Below are 20,851 nucleotides of genomic sequence, written 5' to 3'. Positions count from 1 at the left end.
TCAGGCGCGGCGGTAGCCTTCACGGAATTCCGCTGCAAAGGCCGCGAAACGCCCCTGCGCGATGCTGTCGCGGATCGCCTGCATCAGCGCCTGGTAGAAGGAGATGTTATGCTGCGTCATCAGCATGGCGCCCAGCATTTCCCCTGCCTTCACCAGATGATGCAGATAGGCGCGGCTCCAGGTGGCGCAGACCGGACAGCCGCAGCGCGGATCGAGCGGCGATAGATCCTCGGCGAAGCGGGCATTGCGGATATTGAGCGGCCCGGCCCAGGTAAAGGCCTGCCCGTTGCGCCCGCTGCGCGTCGGCAGCACGCAATCGAACATATCGATGCCGCGCTCCACCGCGCCGACGATATCGTCCGGCTTGCCGACTCCCATCAGGTAGCGCGGCTTGCCGGCGGGCAGCATGCCGGGCGCATAGTCGAGGCAGGCGAACATCGCTTCCTGCCCCTCTCCCACCGCGAGGCCGCCCACGGCATAGCCGTCAAAGCCTATCTCGATCAGCTTTTCCGCTGAAACGCGGCGCAGATCCTCGTTCAACGATCCCTGCTGAATGCCGAACAGCGCGGCCCTTTCCGCATGATCGCCGCCCTGGTCGAAGGCGTCGCGGGACCGTTTGGCCCAGCGCATGGACCGTTCCATGCTGTGCGCCGCCTCTTCATGCGTGCAGCCATTCCTGGTGCATTCGTCGAAGGCCATGACGATGTCGCTGTCCAGCAGGCGCTGGATTTCCATCGACCGTTCCGGCGTCAGCATGTGCCGCGACCCGTCGATATGGCTGGCGAAGGCGACGCCCTCCTCGCTCATCTTCGTCAGCGCCGACAGGCTCATCACCTGATAGCCGCCGCTGTCGGTCAGGATCGGCCGGTCCCATCCCATGAACCCGTGCAGGCCGCCAAGCCGCGCCACGCGCTCCGCGCCGGGGCGGAGCATGAGATGATAGGTGTTGCCAAGGATGATGTCCGCGCCCGCCGCGCGGACTTCGGCGGGCCGCATCGCCTTGACCGTGGCGGCCGTGCCGACGGGCATGAAGGCGGGCGTGCGGATGTCGCCCCGGCGCATCTGGATCGATCCGGTGCGGGCCTTGCCGTCGGTGGCGGCGATGGTGAAGGAAAAACGGTTCTGGGTCACCCGCCGCGCTCTAGAGCATCGCGCGCGAAAGTGGGAACGGCTTTTTTCGCGCGGCACGAGCGGCAAAGGCTTACCGCGAGCCGCCCCCGCCCAAGACCTGAGCGTCAGCCGTTCCGGCGGACTCCGTCGAAGGCGACGATCGCATCGATGTTGAAACCTTCGACGCGGCGATAGTTGCCGATGAAGCAGAGGCAGTCCGCAGCGAGGCTGAGGCGCCAGGACGCCCCCTCCTCATCATGTAGCAGGAGCGTCACGATCTGTCGGCCGGTGCGATGCTGTTCCATGCATCCAGCCTCTAATTAATAATGGTTAACAAAGCCCTGACGCCATATTTTTACACTTGTATGAGTTGCCACCTTGTTGCATTAATACAACGTTAACCTTGATGATCGGGCGATTTCGGCAGCTTATGCGCAACAGTTCCCGATAAAAAGGGTTAACGCGGCGGCGTTTGCAGCATGGGCGGTTGCCTCCGGTCATCAAGACTGTTTTCTTCACGACGGATCGAAATTCGGGGGCACAGATGATTGATTCCGCGCGGTTTAGCCCAGCACGCGACGAGGCTGACGATCTGTCCATGAGCGATCTGCCGCATGATGACGAAATTCATCAGATCGCCGCTACGGAACCCTCCATTCCCGGCATGCTGGGACGATCGAAACTGTTCGACCTGGGACAGATCGACGTGCGCTGGGAACCGGAACTAAGCACGCTCTGGGCGTTCATGACGCCTCTTGAACGGCCCAACTCCAATCTCGCCTTGATTCGCGATACGCGGGCATGGCTGCATGAAAGCCGCGAGTTGTTCGCCGATCAGGCTGGCATGCTGAAATTCATGGTGCTGGGATCGCGCTTTCCCGGCGTCTTCAACCTGGGCGGCGACCTGGAGATGTTCGCCGAATGCATAGAGCGCCGCGACCGCGACACTCTGCTGCGCTATGGCGTGGCCTGCTGCGAGATCGTCGATCGCATCTGGCACAGCAACGACATGAACATCATCAATATCGGGCTGGCGCAGGGCGACGCGCTGGGCGGAGGTCTGGAAGCCCTGCTCTGCTTCGACGTCATCATTGCGGAACGGCAGGCGCGCTTCGGCCTGCCTGAGGTGCTGTTCGGCCTGTTCCCCGGCATGGGCGCTTTTTCCGTCCTGTCCCGAAGGGTCGGGCCGCTGCTGGCGCGGCGGATGATAATGGAAGGCCAGGTCTATACCGCCGAAGAAATGTACGAGATGGGGATCGTCACTCAGGTGGTGGAGGAAGGCGAAGGCGAAGCGGCAACGGTCCGCTGGATCAAGGACCATATCTCCCATCACGCCGGTTATGTGGGGATCAACCGGGCCGGACGGCGGGTCAATCCGCTTACGCTCACCGAACTGACGGATATCGTGGAAGCATGGACCGACACGGCCATGTCGCTGCCGTCACGGGATTTGCGGATGATGCGGCGGCTGGCGTCGGCACAGACGCGATTGCGCTGAATGGCAATGCCTGACGCCGGGTTCAGACGATCCGGCTGCGCACCGGCCTGCCCGGCCATTGATGTTCGCCCAGTTGCAACGGACCAGCGGCGATAAGGCCCGTGATTTTGTCGAGCGGGATGGGACGGCTGAACAGATAGCCTTGAACGTCCGTGAAACCCGCCTCCTGCGCGTGGTGGAGTTGATCCGCCGTTTCGATCCCTTCGGCCACCGTATCCATCGCAAGCTCACGTGCCAGGCTGCCGATCGCCCTCACGATCGCGCGGTCTTCCGCATTTGCGCTCACCCCCGCCATGAAGCTCTGATCGATTTTCAGCGTGTCGAACCGGTAGGAACGCAAATAGGCCAAGGACGAATAGCCGGTTCCGAAATCATCCAGCGCCAGACGCAGCCCGATCCTTTGCAGGTCGCGCAGAATGGCGTTGGTTTGCCCGCTATCGTCCAGGAAAATGGACTCGGTCACTTCCAGTTCCAGGCGGCGGGCCGGAAGCCCCGTCTCCAACAGCACGGCGATGATATTCGCGGGGAGTTCGGCGGACTTGAGCGAGGCGGGCGAGATGTTCACGGCGATGCGGACATCGTCCGGCCAGGAGGCCGCGGCAAGACAGGCCTGACGCAGCACCCAGGCCGTGATCGACTCGATCATCCCCATGCCTTCGGCGATGGGAATGAACTCGGACGGCGGCACTGGGCCCAATATGGGATGATCCCAGCGCAGCAACGCCTCGCAAGCGCTGATCCGTCCACTTTCCAGATCGATGATCGGCTGGAACAGCAGCTTCAATTCGCCACAATCCAGCGCACGCCGCAGACCCGTTTCAATTTCGTGGAGGCGATTGAAGCGTTCCTTGAACGACCAGTTGAAGCTGGTCGCGCGATTGCGGCCGCCACGCTTCGCCTCATACAAGGCCAGGTCGGCATGCTGCATCAACTCGTCCATGTCGCGGCCGTCCTGCGGCGCGACCGCGTAGCCGATGGATGCAGTGACCTGCAATTGATTGTCGCCAAGGTCGAAGGCGTGGGAGAAATAGGAGATGATTTCCTGCGCGAGGCCCGCCGCCGTCAGACGATCCATATCGGGGCAGATGATGACGAACTCGTCCCCGCCGAACCGGGCGATGCGCCCCCGTTCCTGAACGACCTCGTTCAACCGTTCCGCGACATTGCGCAGCAGTTGATCGCCGATGATGTGGCCCAGCGAATCGTTGATTTCCTTGAACCGGTCGATGTCCATCCACAGGATGGTCACCGCATCGTTCCGCTTGTGATTATGTTCGAAGATTTCCCGCAGGCGCATCTGCATCGCCATCCGGTTTTCAAGCCCGGTGAGGCTGTCGAAACGGGCAAGGCGCTTGAATTTTTCGGCGAGCAGGGACTTTTCCCTTTTGCCGATCAGCGCCTGAAGCACGATCCGGTGGATGGTCGAGCTGATTTCCGCGAGGCCCAGCACCATCATGATCATGGCGACCGCGAGCACCCGGTAGCCGGTCGAACCCTGCAACCACAGGCCAAGCGCGGTGGGCAGCAGCGTCAGGCACACCTGACCGATGGCGATTTGAACCCGGCCCGCGTTGCGGCCAGAAATGCCGCCCGCATAGCCGGTCGCCATGGATACGCTGAGCATGTGCGTGACCGGATTGGGCGATCCGGTGAGCGTGACGAACGCCATGAGCCCCAGCAGCCCGGAATAGCACCAGGCCCCCAGCTCATAGGCCACTTCCCAGCTTCGCGACGCCACGGCGGTGCCGCGCACCAGTTGACGATGGAAGAAGATGGCGGAGACGACACGCAGCGTCGCCACCAGGCACAGCAGCGCCACGACGATCCGAACCGGGCCGGAAGGCGACAAGGTGCAGTTGACAAGCCCCACGGCGACGCCGGTGACTGCACCGATGGTCAGGGATGCCGGGGACGCGTAAAGCGATTCCACCAGGCTGCGGCGCACGTCTGCATCCTGGCCCGAGGGGTGGAGCCCAAGCCTCTGCAACAATGTAGTCAGAACGTGCAAATTGCGGGTCTCCGCTTCCCAACCCGCTGATCGCATCATCCCTTTATTTTTTCGTTAACGCTATTGTCCTGATCGGAACGAAACGCCTGCAAAATGTAGGTTGCGCTGCATTTTTGGGTTAACATTTGAAAGCGGCCCGGAAAGCCGCCGGCAGGCAAGGCCACGAAAAAAGCCGGCGGATCGCTCCACCGGCTTCTTCCTTTTCGCGTGAGCGAAGGACTGGTCCTCTGCCGCGATCCAGGCAGCGGGCGGAGTGTGGTCCGCCCGCTGCTGCGATCGCTTTAGAAGTCCATGCCACCCATGCCACCCATGCCGCCCGGCATCGCGGGAGCAGCGGACTTGTCTTCCGGCAGCTCGGCGATGGTGGCTTCGGTGGTGATCAGCAGACCGGCAACCGATGCCGCGTCCTGCAAGGCCGCGCGGACGACCTTGGTCGGGTCGATGACACCAGCGGCGACCAGATTTTCATAGGTGTCGGTCGCGGCATTGAAGCCCTTGGTCTCGTCATTTTCGCGCAGCAGGTTGCCAGCGACGACCGCACCATCAACGCCCGCGTTCGTGGCGATCTGGCGCAGCGGCGCTTCAATCGCCTTGCGGATGATGTCGATGCCACGGGTCTGGTCGTCGTTCGCGCCCTTGAGGTCCTTGAGGGCCTTGGTCGCGTACAGCAGAGCCGTGCCGCCACCGGGGACGATGCCTTCTTCGACAGCGGCGCGGGTCGCGTGCAGCGCGTCATCGACGCGATCCTTGCGCTCCTTCACCTCGACTTCGGTCGCGCCGCCGACCTTGATGACGGCAACGCCGCCAGCCAGCTTGGCGAGACGCTCCTGGAGCTTCTCACGGTCATAGTCGGACGTGGTCGTCTCGATCTGGGCGCGGATCTGCTCGGTGCGGGCCTTGATGGATTCAGCGTCACCGGCGCCATCGACGATGGTGGTGTTGTCCTTGTCGATGGTGACGCGCTTGGCGGTGCCGAGCATGCCGAGCGTGACGTTCTCCAGCTTGATGCCCAAGTCTTCGGAGATGACTTCGCCCTTGGTCAGGACGGCGATGTCTTCCAGCATGGCCTTGCGGCGGTCGCCGAAGCCGGGCGCCTTGACCGCAGCGACCTTCAGGCCGCCGCGCAGCTTGTTGACGACCAGGGTCGCCAGCGCTTCGCCCTCAATGTCTTCCGCGATGATCAGGAGCGGACGGCCCGACTGCACCACGGCTTCGAGGATCGGCAGGATCGACTGGAGGTTCGAAAGCTTCTTTTCGTGGATCAGGATGTAGGGGTCAGCCAGTTCGACCTGCATCTTTTCCGGGTTGGTGATGAAGTAGGGCGACAGGTAGCCGCGGTCGAACTGCATGCCTTCCACGACGTCCAGTTCGAAGTCGAGGCCCTTGGCCTCTTCCACGGTGATGACGCCTTCCTTGCCGACCTTTTCCATCGCTTCGGCGATCTTCTGGCCGACTTCGACGTCGCCATTGGCCGAAATGATGCCGACCTGCGCGACTTCGTTCGAACCGGCAACCGGCTTGGAACGGGTCTTGATGTCCTCGACGACCTTGGTGACGGCGAGGTCGATGCCGCGCTTGAGGTCCATCGGGTTCATGCCGGCGGCAACCGACTTCATGCCTTCGCGGACGATCGCCTGGGCAAGGACGGTCGCGGTGGTGGTGCCGTCACCAGCGATGTCGTTGGTCTTCGAAGCGACTTCGCGGACCATCTGGGCGCCCATATTCTCGAACTTGTCCTTCAGTTCGATTTCCTTGGCGACCGAAACGCCGTCCTTGGTGATGCGGGGCGCGCCGAAGCTCTTGTCGATGACGACGTTGCGGCCCTTGGGGCCCAGGGTCACCTTGACCGCGTCGGCCAGGATGTCGACGCCGCGCAGGATGCGCTCACGGGCGTCGCGGGAGAATTTTACGTCTTTTGCAGCCATGGGTAAAAACCTCTGCTTTTTTGACTATTGGGAAATTGCCGGTCTCCGTTCGAACTCAGGACGAACGGAGGAAAAGCTGATCACTGTCAGGCGATAACGCCCAGAATGTCGCTTTCCTTCATGATGAGCAGGTCTTCGCCGTCGACCTTCACCTCGGTGCCCGACCACTTGCCGAACAGGATGCGGTCACCAGCCTTGACGTCCAGCGGAGTCACCTTGCCATCTTCGGCCTTCGAGCCGGTGCCGACGGAGACGATTTCGCCTTCCTGCGGCTTTTCCTTGGCGGTGTCGGGGATGATGATGCCACCGGCAGTCTTCTCTTCCGCCTCTACGCGGCGGACGAGAACGCGGTCGTGCAACGGACGAAATGCCATGTTGAGTACCTTTCCCTCTTACGACGTTGATGGGATCTGGAAGGGCGGCCGGCAAAGGAAACACATCCCCTGAAAGCCTGCGCCCGTCGCTCCTTCTCCCGATGAACCTGGTTCTGTTAGCACTCCCGGTTGGGGAGTGCCAGCGCCGTTTCATATGGACGGCGGGAAATCATCGTCAAGAGGCAGGCAGAAAATTTTGTTCATCCGCCGTCCATGTCCGCCTACCCCGATTTGCCTCGTGCAGCCATGCGCGGCGGGGCTTTCACTGGCCCGCCGTGCAGGAAACGAGACGTGGCGAGCGGTGCTGGCAATGCCCTGCCCCAAGCATATTTTTGCTTGCACGGCTTTTGCCCGGCCCGGCCGCTTCCTACCTTGCGGCGGAAAGCGGGGGTGCTGCCTTCGTCTTCCATCGTCATCAAGTGCCTTGGGGAAAACGGAATGACAGAGAAACAGCCTTACACACCGCCGCGCGTCTGGACCTGGGAACCGGGAAATGGCGGCGCCTTCGCCAATATCAACCGGCCCATCGCCGGTCCGACCCATGACAAGGAACTGCCGGTCGGCAAGCATCCGCTGCAACTCTATTCGCTGGGCACGCCCAATGGGCAGAAGGTGACCATCATGCTGGAGGAGCTGCTGGCGGCGGGGCATCAGGGTGCGGAATATGACGCCTGGATGATCCGCATCAACGAAGGCGACCAGTTCGGCAGCGGCTTTGTCTCGGTCAATCCCAACAGCAAGATCCCGGCCCTGATGGACCATAGCGTGTCCCCGCCGCAGCGCGTGTTCGAATCGGGATCGATCCTCCTTTACCTTGCCGAAAAGTTCGGCGCATTCCTGCCCGCCGATTCCGCCAAGCGGACGGAGGCGCTGAGCTGGCTGTTCTGGCAGATGGGCAGCGCGCCTTTGCTGGGCGGCGGGTTCGGCCATTTCTTTGCCTATGCGCCGGAAAAGTTCGAATATCCGATCAACCGCTACACCATGGAAGTGAAGCGGCAGATGGACGTGCTCGACCGGCGGCTGGCGGAGCATGAATTTGTCGCGGGCGATGAATATACGATCGCCGATATCGCCATCTGGCCCTGGTATGGCGGGGTGGCACTGGGCCGAAGCTATGAACGGGCCGCGGAATTTCTGGACGCGGAGAGCTACAGCAATCTCCAGCGGTGGGCAAAGCAGATCGACGCCCGCCCCGCCGTGAAGCGCGGCCGCATCGTCAATCGCGCCTTCGGCCCGCCGGAGGAGCAATTGCACGAGCGCCATGACGCCAGCGACTTCGAAACGAAGACGCAGGACAAGGTGGAAGGCGCGGCTTAAATCCGATCTGCCGTTGCAGGCAGGAGTCCGTTCGGGCCTTGAACTGGTTCCTGCCTGCGCAGAAGCGATTGGTCTAGCCCGCCGCTTTCACGATCTCCGCCCAGGCGGCTTCGTCTATGACCTGGATGCCCAGGGCAGCGGCCTGTTTCAGCTTCGATCCGGCACCGGGTCCCGCGACGAGCAGGTCGGTCTTGGCGCTCACGGACCCGGCGGCCTTGGCCCCCAGCCGTTCCGCCTGCGCCTTTGCCTCGTCACGGCTCATCGTCTCCAGCTTGCCGGTGAACACGACCGTCTTGCCCGTCACCGCGCTGGCGGTGGTTTCCACGACATAGGGCGGGGGCGACACTTCCGACAGCAGGTCTTCCCATGCTTCCCGGTTATGCGGTTCATGGAAGAAGTCCGCCAGCGCGTGGCCGACAGCGGAGCCCGCATTTTCGACGCCGATCATCTCCGCGATCGCCTTGTTCAGGCGATTGGCGCGCCTGGCCTCCTCCTCCCCTTCGGCCACGGGGAAACTGTCCCGCAGTTCGATGATCTGCTCCGCCAAAGCACGGATCGCGGGGAGCGTTTCGTAGCGCTTGAGCAGGTCGCGCGCGGTCACCGCACCGATATGGCGGATGCCCAGGCCAAAGAGCAGACGGGCGGCGTCGGGGCTGCGCTTCGCCTCGATCGCCGCCAGCAGATTGTCGACGGACTTGTCCTTCCACCCTTCCCGGCCCAGCAACTCGGCCCTGTGCGTCTTCAGCCGGAATATGTCGGCAGGCTCCGCGATCCAGCCAAGCGCGATGAATTCCTCGATCGTCTTTTCGCCCAGTCCTTCAATGTCCAATGCCCCCCGGCTGACGAAATGGCGCAGCCGTTCGAAGCGCTGCGCCGCGCAGATGAGGCCGCCGGTGCAGCGGACATCCACCTCCCCCTCTTCGCGCACCGCTTCGGACCCGCAGACGGGGCAAGAGGCGGGAAAGACGAAGGGCGGCCGCGCTTCGTCGCGGGTTAGGTTGTCCACCACCTGCGGAATGACATCACCCGCCCGCTGCACCACGACGCGATCACCCGGACGGACGCCCAGGCGCGCAATCTCATCGGCATTGTGCAGCGTGACATTGGACACGACGACGCCGCCGACTGTCACCGGGGTCAGCCGCCCGACCGGGGTCAGCTTGCCCGTCCGCCCGACCTGGATGTCGATCGCCTCCAGCGTGGTTTGCGCGCGCTCCGCCGGGAATTTATGCGCGATCGCCCAGCGGGGAGCCTTGGCGACGAAACCCAGACGCTGCTGCCAATCGAGCCGGTCCACCTTGTAGACCACGCCATCGATGTCGAACGGCAGGTCCGCCCGCGCCGCTTCGATATCGCGATAATGGGCGATGAGCGCATCCAGCGTATCGACGCAGGCCAGCCGGTCCGATACGGGCAGGCCCCAACTGGCGATCGCCTGCATGACGCCAAGCTGCGTTTCGGCGGGCAAGGCGCTGACCTCGCCCCAGCCATGCGCCAGAAATCGCAGTGGGCGGCTGGCGGTGACGCCGGGGTCCTTTTGCCGCAGCGATCCGGCGGCGGCATTGCGTGGATTGGCGAACTGGCGCGCCTTGGCCGGGTCTTCCGCCTCTGCCAGCAGCCTTTCGTTGAGGGCGGCGAAATCGTCCTTCGCCATATAGACCTCGCCCCGCACCTCGAACAGGCCGGGGACGTCAGCGCCGGTGAGCGTCTGGGGAATGTCGCCGATGGTGCGGACGTTGGCGGTCACATCCTCGCCGGTCGTCCCGTCGCCGCGCGTCGCCGCCAGCCGCAGCTCCCCCTGCTCATAGCGCAGCGAGCAGGACAGGCCGTCAATCTTGGGCTCCGCCGTCAGCGCGACCGGCGCGTCGTCCGGCAAGGCAAGGAAGCGCCGGACGCGGGCAATGAATTCAGCGATGTCCTCGTCGGAAAAGCCGTTGTCCAGGCTCATCATGCGGACGGCATGCTGGACCTTTTTCAGGCCCGACGTCGGGGCCGCGCCGACCTGCGCATTGGGCGAATCTGCGCGGACGAGCTGCGGAAAGGCTGCCTCCAGCGCGTTATTCTCGCGCATCAGGGCGTCATATTCGGCGTCCGTGATCTCCGGCTGGTCCTGGTCATGGTAGAGCCGGTTATGCCGCGCGATCTCCCTGGCGAGGCGCATGAGGCGGTTGGCGGCTTCGGCTTCTGTCAGCTGGGCGGGGGTGACTGAGTCATTCATATCTGCTCCATCCCCGTTCGGTTCGAGCTTGTCGAGAACTGTTGCGCTGCCTGCTTCTCGACAAGCTCGAACCGAACGGAACGTGTCAAACCTCCAGCAGCCGCTCCGCCTGCGCGCGCGCTTCCACGGTGATCTCGGCGCCCGACAGCATGCGCGCGATTTCCTCGCGCCGTTCGCCATCGGTGAGGGCATGGACGCCGGTGCGGGTAACAGTGCCGTCGCTGGACTTTGCGATCAGCATATGGCCCGCTCCCCGCGCGGCGACCTGCGGGCTGTGGGTGACGACCAGTATCTGGTTGGTCCGCGCCAGCCGCGCCAGCCGCTCCCCGATCGCCGAAGCCACCGCGCCGCCCACGCCCCGGTCGATCTCATCGAAGATCAGCGTGTCCGCCCCGCCCTGCTCCGCCAGAGCGACCTTGAGCGCCAGGATGAAGCGCGACAATTCGCCGCCGCTGGCGATCTTCACCAAGGGGGCGAAGGGCGCGCCGGGATTGGTGGAAATCTCAAACTCCACCCGGTCCATGCCATGGGCGCTCCACTGCCCTTCCTCCAGCGGCGCGACCACGGTACGGAAGCGCGCGGCGTCCAGCTTGAGCGGCGCGAGTTCGCCCGCAACCGCCACGTCCAGCCGGGCGGCCGCACCCTTGCGCGCGGCGGACAAAGCCTGCGCCGCCCGCGCATAATCCGCCGCTCGCGCCGCGACTTCTGCCTCCAGCGCGGCGAGATGCTCCTCCCCGCCCTCGATCGCGGCGAGCTTGGCGGCCATGTCGTCGCGCAGGGCGGCCAGATCGTCGGGCTGCACCTGATGCTTGCGCGCAAGGCCGCGCAGGTCGAACAGCCGGGTTTCGATGGCATCCAGCCGCGCCGGATCGAAGCTCAACGCCTCGGCCGCGCCCGCCAGCCGGTCCTCCGCCTCCCCCGCCTCGATCACCGCGCGGTCGAGCGCCGCCAGCACATCGGCGAGCGGTTCATATTCGGACACGATCCGGTCCAGCCGCCGCGCCGCCTGCCGCAACTGGGCAAGGCCGCCATCCGATCCGGTCAGGCAGTCTGTGACGGCGGACAAGTCATCGGCGAGGCGCGCGCCCTTCTGCATCGTCGCGCGTTCTTCGGCCAGCGCGGCTTCCTCCCCCGGCTCCGGCGCGAAGCGGGACAGTTCCTCCACCGCATGGGTCAGATAGTCGCGGTCGCGCGCGGCGATCTCCACCGCTTCGCGGCTTTCCGCCAGCTTGTCCGCCGCAGCCCGCCAGGCGGCATGGGCGCTGGCCACCGCCCCCGTATCGCAGCGGCCATAGCTGTCGAGCAGGCTGCGGTGGCCGCGCGGGTTGAGCAGGCCGCGATCGTCATGCTGCCCATGGATTTCAACCAGCGCCCCGCCCAGTTCCCGCAGCAACGCGGCGGAGCAGGCCTGATCGTTCACAAAGGCGCGGCTGCCCCCGTCCGCCTTCAACGTCCGGCGGATGATCAGCGGTTCGCCCGGTTCGATGTCGATGCCATTGTCCGCCAGCAGCCGGGCGGCGCGGTGATCAGGGGCCGGAGGCTCGAAGGTCGCGGACACGCTTGCCTGCGCCTCTCCGCTGCGCACCAGCCCGCTGTCGGCGCGCGCGCCAAGCGCCAGGCCCAGCGAATCAAGCAGGATCGACTTGCCCGCGCCCGTTTCCCCCGTCAGCACGCCAAGGCCAGCGCCGAATTCCAGGTCCAGCGCCTCGATCAGGACGACATTGCGGATGGAGAGGGTGGTCAGCACCTGACAATCTCCCCCCTCCCTTTCAAGGGAGGGGCCGGGGTGGGTGTGCCGCCCCAAGCGGCACCTGTATCCGAGAGGCCGGACGCTCGCTGCGCTCGCACCCACCCCGGCCCCTCCCCTGAAAGGAGGGGCTATATTCCGTTACGCCTTTCCGCCATGTTCCCGCATGAGCTTGAAGGAACGCTCATACCATTTGGAACCGGGATAGTTCCGGCCCAGCACGGCGGCCGCCTTCTGCGCCTCTTCCCGGATGCCGAGCGAGAGGTAGCTTTCGACCAGGCGCTCCAGCGCTTCGGGCGTGTGGGTGGTCGTCTGATATTTGTCGATGACCGTGCGGAAACGCAGTGTCGCCGCCAGCCACTGGCCGCGCCGCTGATAGAAGCGGCCGACTTCCATTTCCTTGCCCGCCAGGTGATCGTTCACCAGGTCCAGCTTCAACCGCGCATCGGCGGCGTATCGCGTGTCGGGATAGCGGCGGATGAGTTCGCCCAGCGCGTCCAGCGACTGCTGCGTGATCTTCTGGTCGCGGGTGACATCGGCGATCTGCTCATAATAGCAAAGCGCGATGAGGTAGTAGGCGTAGGGCGCGTCCTTGTTGCCGGTATGGATCGACAGGAAACGCTGCGCCGCGCCGATCGCCTCATTATAGTCCCGGTTCATATAGTAGCTGAACGCGGACATGAGCTGCGCGCGGCGGGCCCAGGGGGAGTAGGGATGCTGGCGTTCCACCTCGTCGAACAGGGCGGCGGCGAGCTTGTACTGGCCCCGATCCAGCCGGTATTTGCCCGCATTGTAGAGGGTGGACACGTCCCGCGCGACATATTGGGTGTCGGCCTTGTTCTTGGACGTCGCACAGCCCGAAAGCGCGAGGGCGGCGAGCAGGACCGGAGCGGTGGCCGCGCCGATGCGCGTCATTGTTTTCGTCAGCATGGCCGGGTCATAGCGGAGCGAATGGCGCTCGCCAAGCGGCAGAATGGGCAGGCAGGCCCATGCGGCGTTCAGTGCGCTCCCGCAGGCAGGTCGAGCCGGGCGATCACGCCGCCTTCGGGCCGGTGATCGAGCGCGAAACGGCCCTTGAGCTGAGCGGCCAGCGCCGTCGCGATCTTGAGCCCGATCGAGGGGCCGTGGCCAAGTTCGAAGCCGGGCGCCAGCCCTGCCCCGTCATCGGCGATCTTCAACGACAATGCGCCGCTGCTGTCCTCCAGCGTCACGGCGATGGAGCCGCCCCGGTCCGGCAGGCCATGTTCGATCGCATTGCTGACCGCTTCGGCCACGATGATGGCGAGCGGCACGGCGACGCGGGATTGCAGCGTCAGGCCCGGCGGCGCTTCCACGCTGACGCTGATATCATCGCGCCCGCTGGCGGTCACGACATCCTGCGTCAAGCGCGTGAGGAAGCCCTGAATATCCTGCCCTTCATCGGCCGGATCGTAGAGGGTGCGGCTGATCCGCCCGATCAGGGCGAGGCGGCCGGCCGCGTCGTCCAGCGCGGCGCGCGCCTGCTCATGGTCCACATGGTTCTTCCGCAGCGCCAGCATCGCGGCCACCACCTGCAAATTGTTGGACACGCGATGCTGCAATTCGTGGAACAGCAGCTCGCGGTTTTCGGCGAGCGCGCGGCTGCGCTCCCGCTCCAGCGCCAGATTGACATTCGCCCGTTGCAGGAAATGGATCAGCGCAATGTCGACGGCGGCGACAAATCCATAGAAGCACAGCGCGAGCGCCACGCCGGGATTCATCGTGAAGGCCATGCGCGGCGGGATGAAGGCGTACCAGGAAACAAGGCCGCACAAAATCGCCGCGAACGTGCCGGGCCGCACGCCGAACAGAAAAGCCGTCAGGATGATCACCGGAAAGAAGGCGACGAAGGGATAGCCGATCGGCAGGAAACTCTCCGCCAGCAGGCGAAGGCCGAAAGCAACGCCGCAAAGCAGCGCGCTGATCAGATAGGCATAAGCGGGATGAGGAAGAACGAGCGGCAGGCGCTCGACGAACCGTTCATTGGTGCGCTGCATCAACTTCCCCCCGGTAACGGGCGGCACAATATCAGAAGAATCCGCAGCGCCAATTGATGGATATCAGGCACATGGCGTCAATGACAAAAAAAGGGGCGCCCCGAAGGACACCCCTTTCCTATTCATCAGAAGCAGGAACAGTCAGTCCTGCGTCAGGAAGTCCGGCAGACCGGCGTTGGAGCCATCATCGTCTCCGCCGCCATTGCCGCCACGGCCTTCGCCACGCGGGCCCCGATCACCACCGCGGTCACGGCGCGGGCCGCGATCGCCGCCACGGTCACCACCGCGACCGCCACGATCACCGCCGTCGCGGCGCGGGCCACGGCCACGATCGCCACGGTCGCCGCGATCACCACGGGGCTCGCGAGGTTCGCGCGGAGGACGGGTGTCTTCCAGTTCCTCGCCGGTTTCCTGATCGACGACGCGCATCGACAGGCGAACCTTGCCGCGCGGATCGATCTCCAGGACCTTGACCTTCACTTCCTGGCCTTCCGACACGACGTCGGTCGGCTTTTCGACGCGCTCATTCTTCATTTCGGAGACGTGGACGAGGCCGTCCTTGCCGCCCATGAAGTTCACGAACGCACCGAAATCGACGATGTTGACGACCTTGCCGTTGTAGATCTTGCCGACTTCCGCTTCCTCGACGATGCCGAGGATCCACTTCTTTGCGGCTTCGATCTGGTCGATGTCGGACGAGCTGATCTTGATGATGCCTTCGTCGTCGATGTCCACCTTCGCGCCGGTTTCCGCGACGATTTCGCGGATGACCTTGCCGCCGGTGCCGATGACGTCGCGGATCTTCGACTTGTCGATCTGGATCGTCTCGATACGCGGAGCATGCGCCGACAGCTCGGTCCGGGTCGAGGACAGGGCCTTGTTCATCTCAGCCAGGATGTGGGCGCGGCCTTCCTTCGCCTGACGCAGGGCGACTTCGAAGATTTCCTGCGTGATGCCGGCAACCTTGATGTCCATCTGCATGGTGGTGATGCCCTGTTCGGTGCCCGCCACCTTGAAGTCCATGTCGCCCAGATGATCTTCGTCGCCGAGGATGTCGCTAAGCACAGCGAAATCCTTGCCGTCGAGGATCAGGCCCATGGCGATGCCCGACACCGGACGCTTCAGCGGCACGCCCGCGTCCATCATCGACAGCGAACCGCCGCAGACCGTCGCCATCGAGGACGAGCCGTTGGACTCGGTGATGTCGGACAGGACGCGGATGGTGTAGGGGAATTCTTCCTTGCTGGGCAGCACGGGGTGCAGGGCGCGCCATGCCAGCTTGCCATGGCCGACCTCGCGGCGGCCCGGCGCGCCGAAGCGGCCGACTTCACCGACCGAATAGGGCGGGAAGTTATAGTGCAGCATGAAGCTTTCATAATGAACGCCGGTCAGGCCATCGATCATCTGCTCAGCATCCTTGGTGCCAAGCGTGGTGGTGCAGATCGCCTGCGTTTCACCGCGGGTGAACAGCGCCGAACCATGGGTGCGCGGCAGGAAGCCGACCATCGCCTCGATCGGGCGGATCTGCGTGGTGGTGCGGCCGTCGATGCGCTTGCCATCCTTGATGATGGCGGTGCGGACGATTTCCGATTCCAGCTTCTTGGTCAGCTTGATGCCGGCCATGACGGTCTGCGCGTCCAGCCCCTCTTCCGCGAAGAAAGCCTTCGCCTTGTCGCGGGCGGCGTTGATCGCATCCGAACGGGCCGACTTGCTGGTCAGCTTGTAGGCGGCCGCGATGTCCTTGCCGATCAGCTTCTTGAGCTTCTTCTTGAGGTCATCCAGGTCGTCGCCCTTTGCGACTTCCCACGGGTCCTTCGCAGCCTTTTCGGCCAGCTCGATAATCGCGCCGACGACCTTCTTGCTCGCTTCATGGGCGAACAGGACAGCGCCGAGCATGACGTCTTCCGAAAGCTCCTTGGCTTCCGATTCGACCATCATCACCGCGTCCTGGGTGGCGGCGACGACCAGGTCGAGTTCGCCGGTCTTCACCTCGTCCATGGACGGATTCAGCTGATATTCGCCATCCTTGTAGCCGACGCGAGCAGCGCCGATCGGGCCGAGGAAGGGCACGCCCGACAGGGTCAGGGCGGCCGAAGCGGCGATCATCGCCACGATGTCAGGCTCGCTTTCGCCATCGAAGCTCAGAACCTGAGCGATGACGTTGATTTCGTTGTAGAAACCTTCGGGGAACAGCGGGCGGACCGGGCGGTCGATCAGGCGGCTGGTCAGCGTTTCCTTTTCGGTCGCGCCGCGCTCACGCTTGAAGAAGCCGCCGGGGATGCGGCCGGCCGCGGAATATTTTTCCTGATAGTGGACGGTCAGCGGGAAGAAGTCCTGCCCTTCCTTCACCGACTTGGCGGCGGTCACGGCGCACAGCACCACGGTTTCGCCATAGGTCGCCAGCACGGCGGCGTCAGCCTGACGCGCAATGCGGCCGGTTTCGAGCGTGAGGGTCTTTCCGCCCAGCTCGATTGATACCTTCTTTACATCGAACATAATGTTTTCCTTCGCCCGCCGGGCCCTATTGCCGGGCGGGGCCTTTGGTGGGCCTGATGGCCCAAGATGGAGAGCTTTACCTCTCCTCCGTTCGCCCTGAGCGAAGTCGAAGGGTCCAACTGAGCGTAGCGAAGGCACTTCGCCTTCGCTCAGTGGAGGGCTTCGACAAGCTCAGCCCGAACGGTTGGGGGAGGTTCCCCCGTCATGGCGCCGTGCCGGATTGCCCGGAGCCATGTTGTCAGAATCGGAAACGGCCCCGATCGGGGGCCGCTCCTTCTTTAGCAGACTTACTTACGCAAGCCCAGCTTTGCGATGAGGTCGTTATAACGGCCCGCATCCTTTTTCTTGAGGTAATCCAGCAGCGAACGGCGCTTGTTGACCAGCATCAGCAGGCCGCGACGGCTGTGGTTATCCTTGTGGTGACCCTTGAAATGCTCGGTCAGGTTGGAAATGCGTTCCGAAAGGATCGCGACCTGGACTTCCGGCGAACCGGTATCGCCTTCGGCGCGGGCATGTTCCTTGATCAGCGCTTCCTTGCGCTCAGCAGTAATCGACATCGGCTTCCTTTCATAACATCTAGAGATTGAAGCCGCGCACCACCCGGATTTCCGGGCCACTGGCTTCGACCAGCGCGACGGGCACATCGCCCTCCATCGCCAGCATCAGGCCGGTATGCGGTTTCCCCACGAGCACCTTCCCCTGCCGGAGAGCCAATGCGTCATCGGGAGAGACTGCGAGAGCCGGGATGTCGTCCAGCCCTGCGGTCAACGGCAGCATCAGACCGCCGAAGCCGCCGCCCCTAGCAGCTTCGTCCAATTTGTCCAGCGAAATCGCGGATTCCAGGGTGAAGGGGCCTGCCTTGATGCGCCGGAGCATGGTGACATGGCCGACGGTGCCAAGGGCAATGGCGATGTCGCGCGCGAGGGAGCGGATATAGGTGCCCTTGGAGACATGGGCGGTGAGGGTGACGCTTCCCACTTCCTCCGCGTCTCCATGCCTCCGCGTAAATTCATTTTCCTCGCGCGGAGACGCGGAGACGCGGAGAGAATATATGGTGACCTGGCGCGTCTTCATTTCCACGTCCTGCCCCGCGCGCGCGAGGTCGTAGGCGCGCTGGCCGTCGATCAGGATGGCGGAATAAGCAGGCGGCGCCTGCTCGATCGGGCCGGTGAAGCTGGGCAGCACCGCCTCGACTTCGGCAAGTGTGGGCCGGGCATCGCTGCTGGCGATCACCTTCCCTTCCAGGTCGAGCGTGTCGGTCTGCGCCCCGAAAGCTATGGTGAAGTCATAAATCTTGTCGCTGTCGAGCATCCGCCCGGCAAGCTTGGTCGCCTCACCCACCGCAACCGGCAGCACGCCCGTCGCCAGCGGATCGAGCGTTCCGCCATGGCCGACCTTCCACTTGCCCGCGCCGCTCTGCCTCAGCGCGCGCTTGACGGCGCTCACCGCCTGCGTGGAGCCGAGCCCATGCGGTTTGTCGAGGATGATCCAGCCGTGCATGCAAATCGACGCGGCGCGTCAGTCCTCGCCGCCCGGCTGCTCAAGATCGCGCGCCACCTTGGGGTCGCGCAGCAACTTGTCGATATGGCTGCCCTCATCGAAGCTCTCATCGGCGAGGAATTTGAGCTTCGCCGCATATTTGAGGCGTACGCGATGGGCGACCTCACGCTGGAGATAAGCGGTGTTGGTGCGCAGCGCCTTCAACACAGCGTCTTCATCCTGCCCCAGCAGCGATTTCACGAACACGGTCGCATGGCGCAGGTCCGGGGACATGCGTACTTCGGTGACGCTGACGACATGCCTGGCGAGAACATCGTCATGCACGTCGCCGCGCTGGAGGATGCCGGACAGGACATGGCGCACCTGCTCGCCCACGCGGAGGAGGCGGACGGAGGGGCCTTCGGAGGATTGATTCTGATGTGCCATGCACAAGACTCCCCCCTCCCTTCCAGGGAGGGGCCGGGGGTGGGTGCGATTGCGGCAAAAATCGCCAGCAACCTATGAGGTCAGGCAGAGGCTCGCTACGCTCGCCACCCACCCCGATCAGGGTAAACAGCATCCCATGCTGTTTAGGTCAAGCCGGGGGCTTGACCGACCCTGATCGCCCTCCCTTGAAAGGGAGGGGCCTTTCTAAGATACTTTACAGCGTCCGGGCGCGTTCTTCGACCTCGAACAGTTCCAGCGTATCGCCAGCCTTGATGTCGTTCGTGTCCTGCAACACCGCACCGCACTCCATGCCCGCCCGGACTTCGGACACATCGTCCTTGAAGCGGCGGAGCGAGGCGATGTGGGTGCGCGACACGATGACATCGTCGCGGGTGAGGCGCGCGGCCAGCCCCTTGCGGATGATGCCGTCGAGGACGAGCAGACCAGCGGCCTTGTCCTTCTTGCCCGCGGGGAAGACCTGCAACACCTCGGCGCGGCCGACGATGGTTTCAATGCGCTCTGGAGCCAGCTGGCCCGCCATTTCGCCGCGAACTTCCTCAAGCAGGTCGTAGATCACGTCATAATAGCGCAGCGAGATCTTCTCGCGCTCCGCCAGCTGACGCGCCTTGGCGTTGGGACGGACGTTGAAGCCGATCAGCGGCGCGCGGCTGGCGGCGGCCAGCGTGACGTCGCTTTCCGTGATCGCGCCGACACCCGAATGCAGGATGCGCACCTTGATCTCGTCGGTCGAGATGCGGTTGAGCGACGACACGATCGCTTCGACCGAACCCTGCACATCGCCCTTCACCACCACCGGATATTCGATGACCTTGGTGTTGAGCGCCGAGAACATATGTTCGAAGCTGGTCGGAGCCGCCGTGGTCCGCTTCTTCGTCGCCTGTTCCTGACGGTAGGCGGCGACTTCGCGGGCGCGCGCTTCATTCTCGACCACGGTCAGCTGATCACCGGCGAGCGGAACGCCCGACAGACCCAGCACTTCGACCGGAGTGGACGGCCCTGCGACCTTCACATTCTGGCCCTTGTCGTTGATGAGAGCGCGGACCTTGCCGCTTTCCGCACCGATGACGAAGGTGTCGCCGACCTTGAGTGTGCCCTTGCGGACCAGCACGGTCGCAACCGCGCCACGGCCCTTGTCCAACTGCGCCTCGACCACATTGCCTTCGGCCGGGCGGTCGGGGTTAGCGGTCAGCTCCATCAGTTCGGCCTGGAGCAGGATCTTCTCGATCAGCGTGTCGAGGCCGGTGCCCTTGAGCGCCGAAACTTCGACGTCCTGCGTTTCGCCGCCCATGTCCTCGACGATCACCTCATGCTCCAGCAGGCGCTCGCGCACGCGCTGGGGATTGGCTTCGGGCTTGTCGATCTTGTTGATCGCGACGATCATCGGCACGCCAGCGGCCTTGGTATGGTTGATCGCCTCGATCGTCTGCGGCATCAGCCCGTCATCGGCCGCCACCACCAGGATGACGATGTCCGTGACGTTCGCGCCACGCGCGCGCATTTCCGAAAAGGCTTCGTGGCCCGGCGTGTCGAGGAAGGTGATGGTGTCACCGCCCTTGGTCTTGATCTGATAGGCGCCGATATGCTGGGTGATGCCGCCGCTTTCGCCCGACACCACATTGGTGCCGCGCAAAGCGTCGAGCAGCGACGTCTTGCCGTGATCGACATGGCCCATGATCGTGACGACAGGCGGACGCGGCTTCAACGTTTCGGGCGCGTCAACCTCGCCTTCCATGCCGATTTCGACGTCAGCGTCGGACACGCGCTGGATACGGTGGCCGAATTCCTCGACCAGCAGCTCCGCCGTATCCTGATCGATCGGCTGGTTGAGCGTGACGGCGGTGCCCATCTTGAACAGGGCCTTCACCAGATCCGCGCCCTTTTCGGCCATGCGGTTGGCGAGTTCCTGAACGGTGATGCTTTCCGGCACGACAACGTCGCGGACCTGCTTTTCACGCTGCTGCGCGCCGCCCGAATAATGAGCGCGGCGCTCCTTCTCCCGGGCGCGCTTGAGCGCGGCGAGGCTGCGGGCGCGGGCGCTGTCATCATCCGCGAGGGCACGGGTGACGGTCAGCTTGCCCGACTGGCGGCGATTGTCGTCGGCACGCTTGGTCCGGTCCGGCTTGGCCGGTTCGGGACGCTTGATCGGAGTGACCGGCGTGAAGCGGCGCGGCGGTGGCGTGGTGGCGGCAGGCGAGG

General features: G+C 64.1%; 16 protein-coding genes. 2 read left to right on the top strand and 14 right to left on the bottom strand.

Going from position 1 to position 20,851, the window contains the following annotated elements; genetic code table 11:
- Complete coding sequence (gene tgt / locus L288_RS29370; protein ID WP_021237758.1) at nt 1–1,131, bottom strand: tRNA guanosine(34) transglycosylase Tgt; 1,131 nt, start codon at nt 1,129–1,131, stop codon at nt 1–3.
- Nucleotides 1,132–1,235: 104 nt separating this feature from the next.
- Nucleotides 1,236–1,415, bottom strand: a complete 180-nt coding sequence (locus L288_RS29365) for a hypothetical protein (protein ID WP_021237757.1) — start codon at nt 1,413–1,415, stop codon at nt 1,236–1,238.
- A gap of 239 nt (nt 1,416–1,654) precedes the next feature.
- Here L288_RS29365 and L288_RS29360 point away from each other — a divergent pair, with 239 nt between their 5' ends.
- Nucleotides 1,655–2,608: a crotonase/enoyl-CoA hydratase family protein gene (locus L288_RS29360; protein WP_021237756.1), complete on the top strand. Its 954-nt coding sequence runs from the start codon at nt 1,655–1,657 to the stop codon at nt 2,606–2,608.
- A gap of 22 nt (nt 2,609–2,630) precedes the next feature.
- Here the strand turns inward: L288_RS29360 and L288_RS29355 are convergent, their stop codons facing one another.
- From L288_RS29355 to groES, 3 genes are all read right to left on the bottom strand, one after another.
- Nucleotides 2,631–4,553, bottom strand: coding sequence for a putative bifunctional diguanylate cyclase/phosphodiesterase (locus tag L288_RS29355; RefSeq protein ID WP_021237755.1), 1,923 nt, complete (start codon nt 4,551–4,553; stop codon nt 2,631–2,633).
- Between the two features lie 344 nt (nt 4,554–4,897).
- Nucleotides 4,898–6,541 (bottom strand): chaperonin GroEL, encoded by a 1,644-nt coding sequence (gene groL / locus L288_RS29350; RefSeq protein ID WP_021237754.1) that lies wholly within the window; start codon nt 6,539–6,541, stop codon nt 4,898–4,900.
- Between the two features lie 86 nt (nt 6,542–6,627).
- Nucleotides 6,628–6,915 carry a co-chaperone GroES gene (gene groES, locus L288_RS29345; RefSeq protein WP_007688871.1) on the bottom strand — a complete coding sequence of 96 codons (288 nt, stop codon included), beginning with the start codon at nt 6,913–6,915 and terminating at the stop codon, nt 6,628–6,630.
- Nucleotides 6,916–7,353: 438 nt separating this feature from the next.
- Here groES and yghU point away from each other — a divergent pair, with 438 nt between their 5' ends.
- The gene (gene yghU, locus L288_RS29340) at nt 7,354–8,232 is read left to right on the top strand and encodes a glutathione-dependent disulfide-bond oxidoreductase (protein WP_021237753.1); all 879 of its coding nucleotides are present in this window, start codon (nt 7,354–7,356) and stop codon (nt 8,230–8,232) included.
- Nucleotides 8,233–8,305: 73 nt separating this feature from the next.
- Here yghU and ligA read toward each other — a convergent pair whose 3' ends face one another.
- From ligA to infB, 9 genes are all read right to left on the bottom strand, one after another.
- On the bottom strand, nt 8,306–10,450 hold the full coding sequence (gene ligA, locus L288_RS29335) for an NAD-dependent DNA ligase LigA (RefSeq protein WP_021237752.1): 2,145 nt from the start codon (nt 10,448–10,450) through the stop codon (nt 8,306–8,308).
- Between the two features lie 85 nt (nt 10,451–10,535).
- Nucleotides 10,536–12,197: a DNA repair protein RecN gene (recN, locus tag L288_RS29330; protein WP_021237751.1), complete on the bottom strand. Its 1,662-nt coding sequence runs from the start codon at nt 12,195–12,197 to the stop codon at nt 10,536–10,538.
- A 141-nt stretch (nt 12,198–12,338) separates the two neighbouring features.
- Complete coding sequence (locus L288_RS29325; RefSeq protein ID WP_030538720.1) at nt 12,339–13,127, bottom strand: outer membrane protein assembly factor BamD; 789 nt, start codon at nt 13,125–13,127, stop codon at nt 12,339–12,341.
- A gap of 68 nt (nt 13,128–13,195) precedes the next feature.
- On the bottom strand, nt 13,196–14,212 hold the full coding sequence (locus tag L288_RS29320) for a sensor histidine kinase (RefSeq protein ID WP_021237749.1): 1,017 nt from the start codon (nt 14,210–14,212) through the stop codon (nt 13,196–13,198).
- 141 nt (nt 14,213–14,353) lie between these two features.
- Nucleotides 14,354–16,708, bottom strand: coding sequence for a polyribonucleotide nucleotidyltransferase (gene pnp, locus L288_RS29315; protein WP_021237748.1), 2,355 nt, complete (start codon nt 16,706–16,708; stop codon nt 14,354–14,356).
- Nucleotides 16,709–16,995: 287 nt separating this feature from the next.
- Nucleotides 16,996–17,265, bottom strand: coding sequence for a 30S ribosomal protein S15 (rpsO, locus tag L288_RS29310; protein ID WP_021237747.1), 270 nt, complete (start codon nt 17,263–17,265; stop codon nt 16,996–16,998).
- 19 nt (nt 17,266–17,284) lie between these two features.
- Nucleotides 17,285–18,208, bottom strand: coding sequence for a tRNA pseudouridine(55) synthase TruB (gene truB / locus L288_RS29305; RefSeq protein ID WP_021237746.1), 924 nt, complete (start codon nt 18,206–18,208; stop codon nt 17,285–17,287).
- A gap of 18 nt (nt 18,209–18,226) precedes the next feature.
- A complete protein-coding gene (gene rbfA, locus L288_RS29300; protein WP_021237745.1) occupies nt 18,227–18,634 on the bottom strand; it encodes a 30S ribosome-binding factor RbfA in 408 nt (135 codons plus the stop codon).
- A gap of 214 nt (nt 18,635–18,848) precedes the next feature.
- On the bottom strand, nt 18,849–20,851 hold a 2,003-nt coding region (gene infB / locus L288_RS29295), incomplete at its 5' end, for a translation initiation factor IF-2 (RefSeq protein WP_021237744.1).

Source organism: Sphingobium quisquiliarum P25, assembly GCF_000445065.1.
Lineage (GTDB): Bacteria > Pseudomonadota > Alphaproteobacteria > Sphingomonadales > Sphingomonadaceae > Sphingobium > Sphingobium quisquiliarum.
The sequence above is the reverse complement of the archived record's forward strand: the minus strand, read 5'-3'. Positions and strand labels throughout refer to the sequence as shown.

Bases quoted from the DNA above. Each gene is read 5' to 3' on its own strand.
- L288_RS29365 (WP_021237757.1), bottom strand. From the start codon at position 1,415: ATGGAACAGCATCGCACCGGCCGACAGATCGTGACGCTCCTGCTACAT.
- L288_RS29360 (WP_021237756.1), top strand. From the start codon at position 1,655: ATGATTGATTCCGCGCGGTTTAGCCCAGCACGCGACGAGGCTGACGAT.
- groL (WP_021237754.1), bottom strand. From the start codon at position 6,541: ATGGCTGCAAAAGACGTAAAATTCTCCCGCGACGCCCGTGAGCGCATC.
- groES (WP_007688871.1), bottom strand. From the start codon at position 6,915: ATGGCATTTCGTCCGTTGCACGACCGCGTTCTCGTCCGCCGCGTAGAG.
- yghU (WP_021237753.1), top strand. From the start codon at position 7,354: ATGACAGAGAAACAGCCTTACACACCGCCGCGCGTCTGGACCTGGGAA.
- ligA (WP_021237752.1), bottom strand. From the start codon at position 10,450: ATGAATGACTCAGTCACCCCCGCCCAGCTGACAGAAGCCGAAGCCGCC.
- L288_RS29325 (WP_030538720.1), bottom strand. From the start codon at position 13,127: ATGCTGACGAAAACAATGACGCGCATCGGCGCGGCCACCGCTCCGGTC.
- L288_RS29320 (WP_021237749.1), bottom strand. From the start codon at position 14,212: ATGCAGCGCACCAATGAACGGTTCGTCGAGCGCCTGCCGCTCGTTCTT.
- pnp (WP_021237748.1), bottom strand. From the start codon at position 16,708: ATGTTCGATGTAAAGAAGGTATCAATCGAGCTGGGCGGAAAGACCCTC.
- rpsO (WP_021237747.1), bottom strand. From the start codon at position 17,265: ATGTCGATTACTGCTGAGCGCAAGGAAGCGCTGATCAAGGAACATGCC.
- truB (WP_021237746.1), bottom strand. From the start codon at position 18,208: ATGCACGGCTGGATCATCCTCGACAAACCGCATGGGCTCGGCTCCACG.
- rbfA (WP_021237745.1), bottom strand. From the start codon at position 18,634: ATGGCACATCAGAATCAATCCTCCGAAGGCCCCTCCGTCCGCCTCCTC.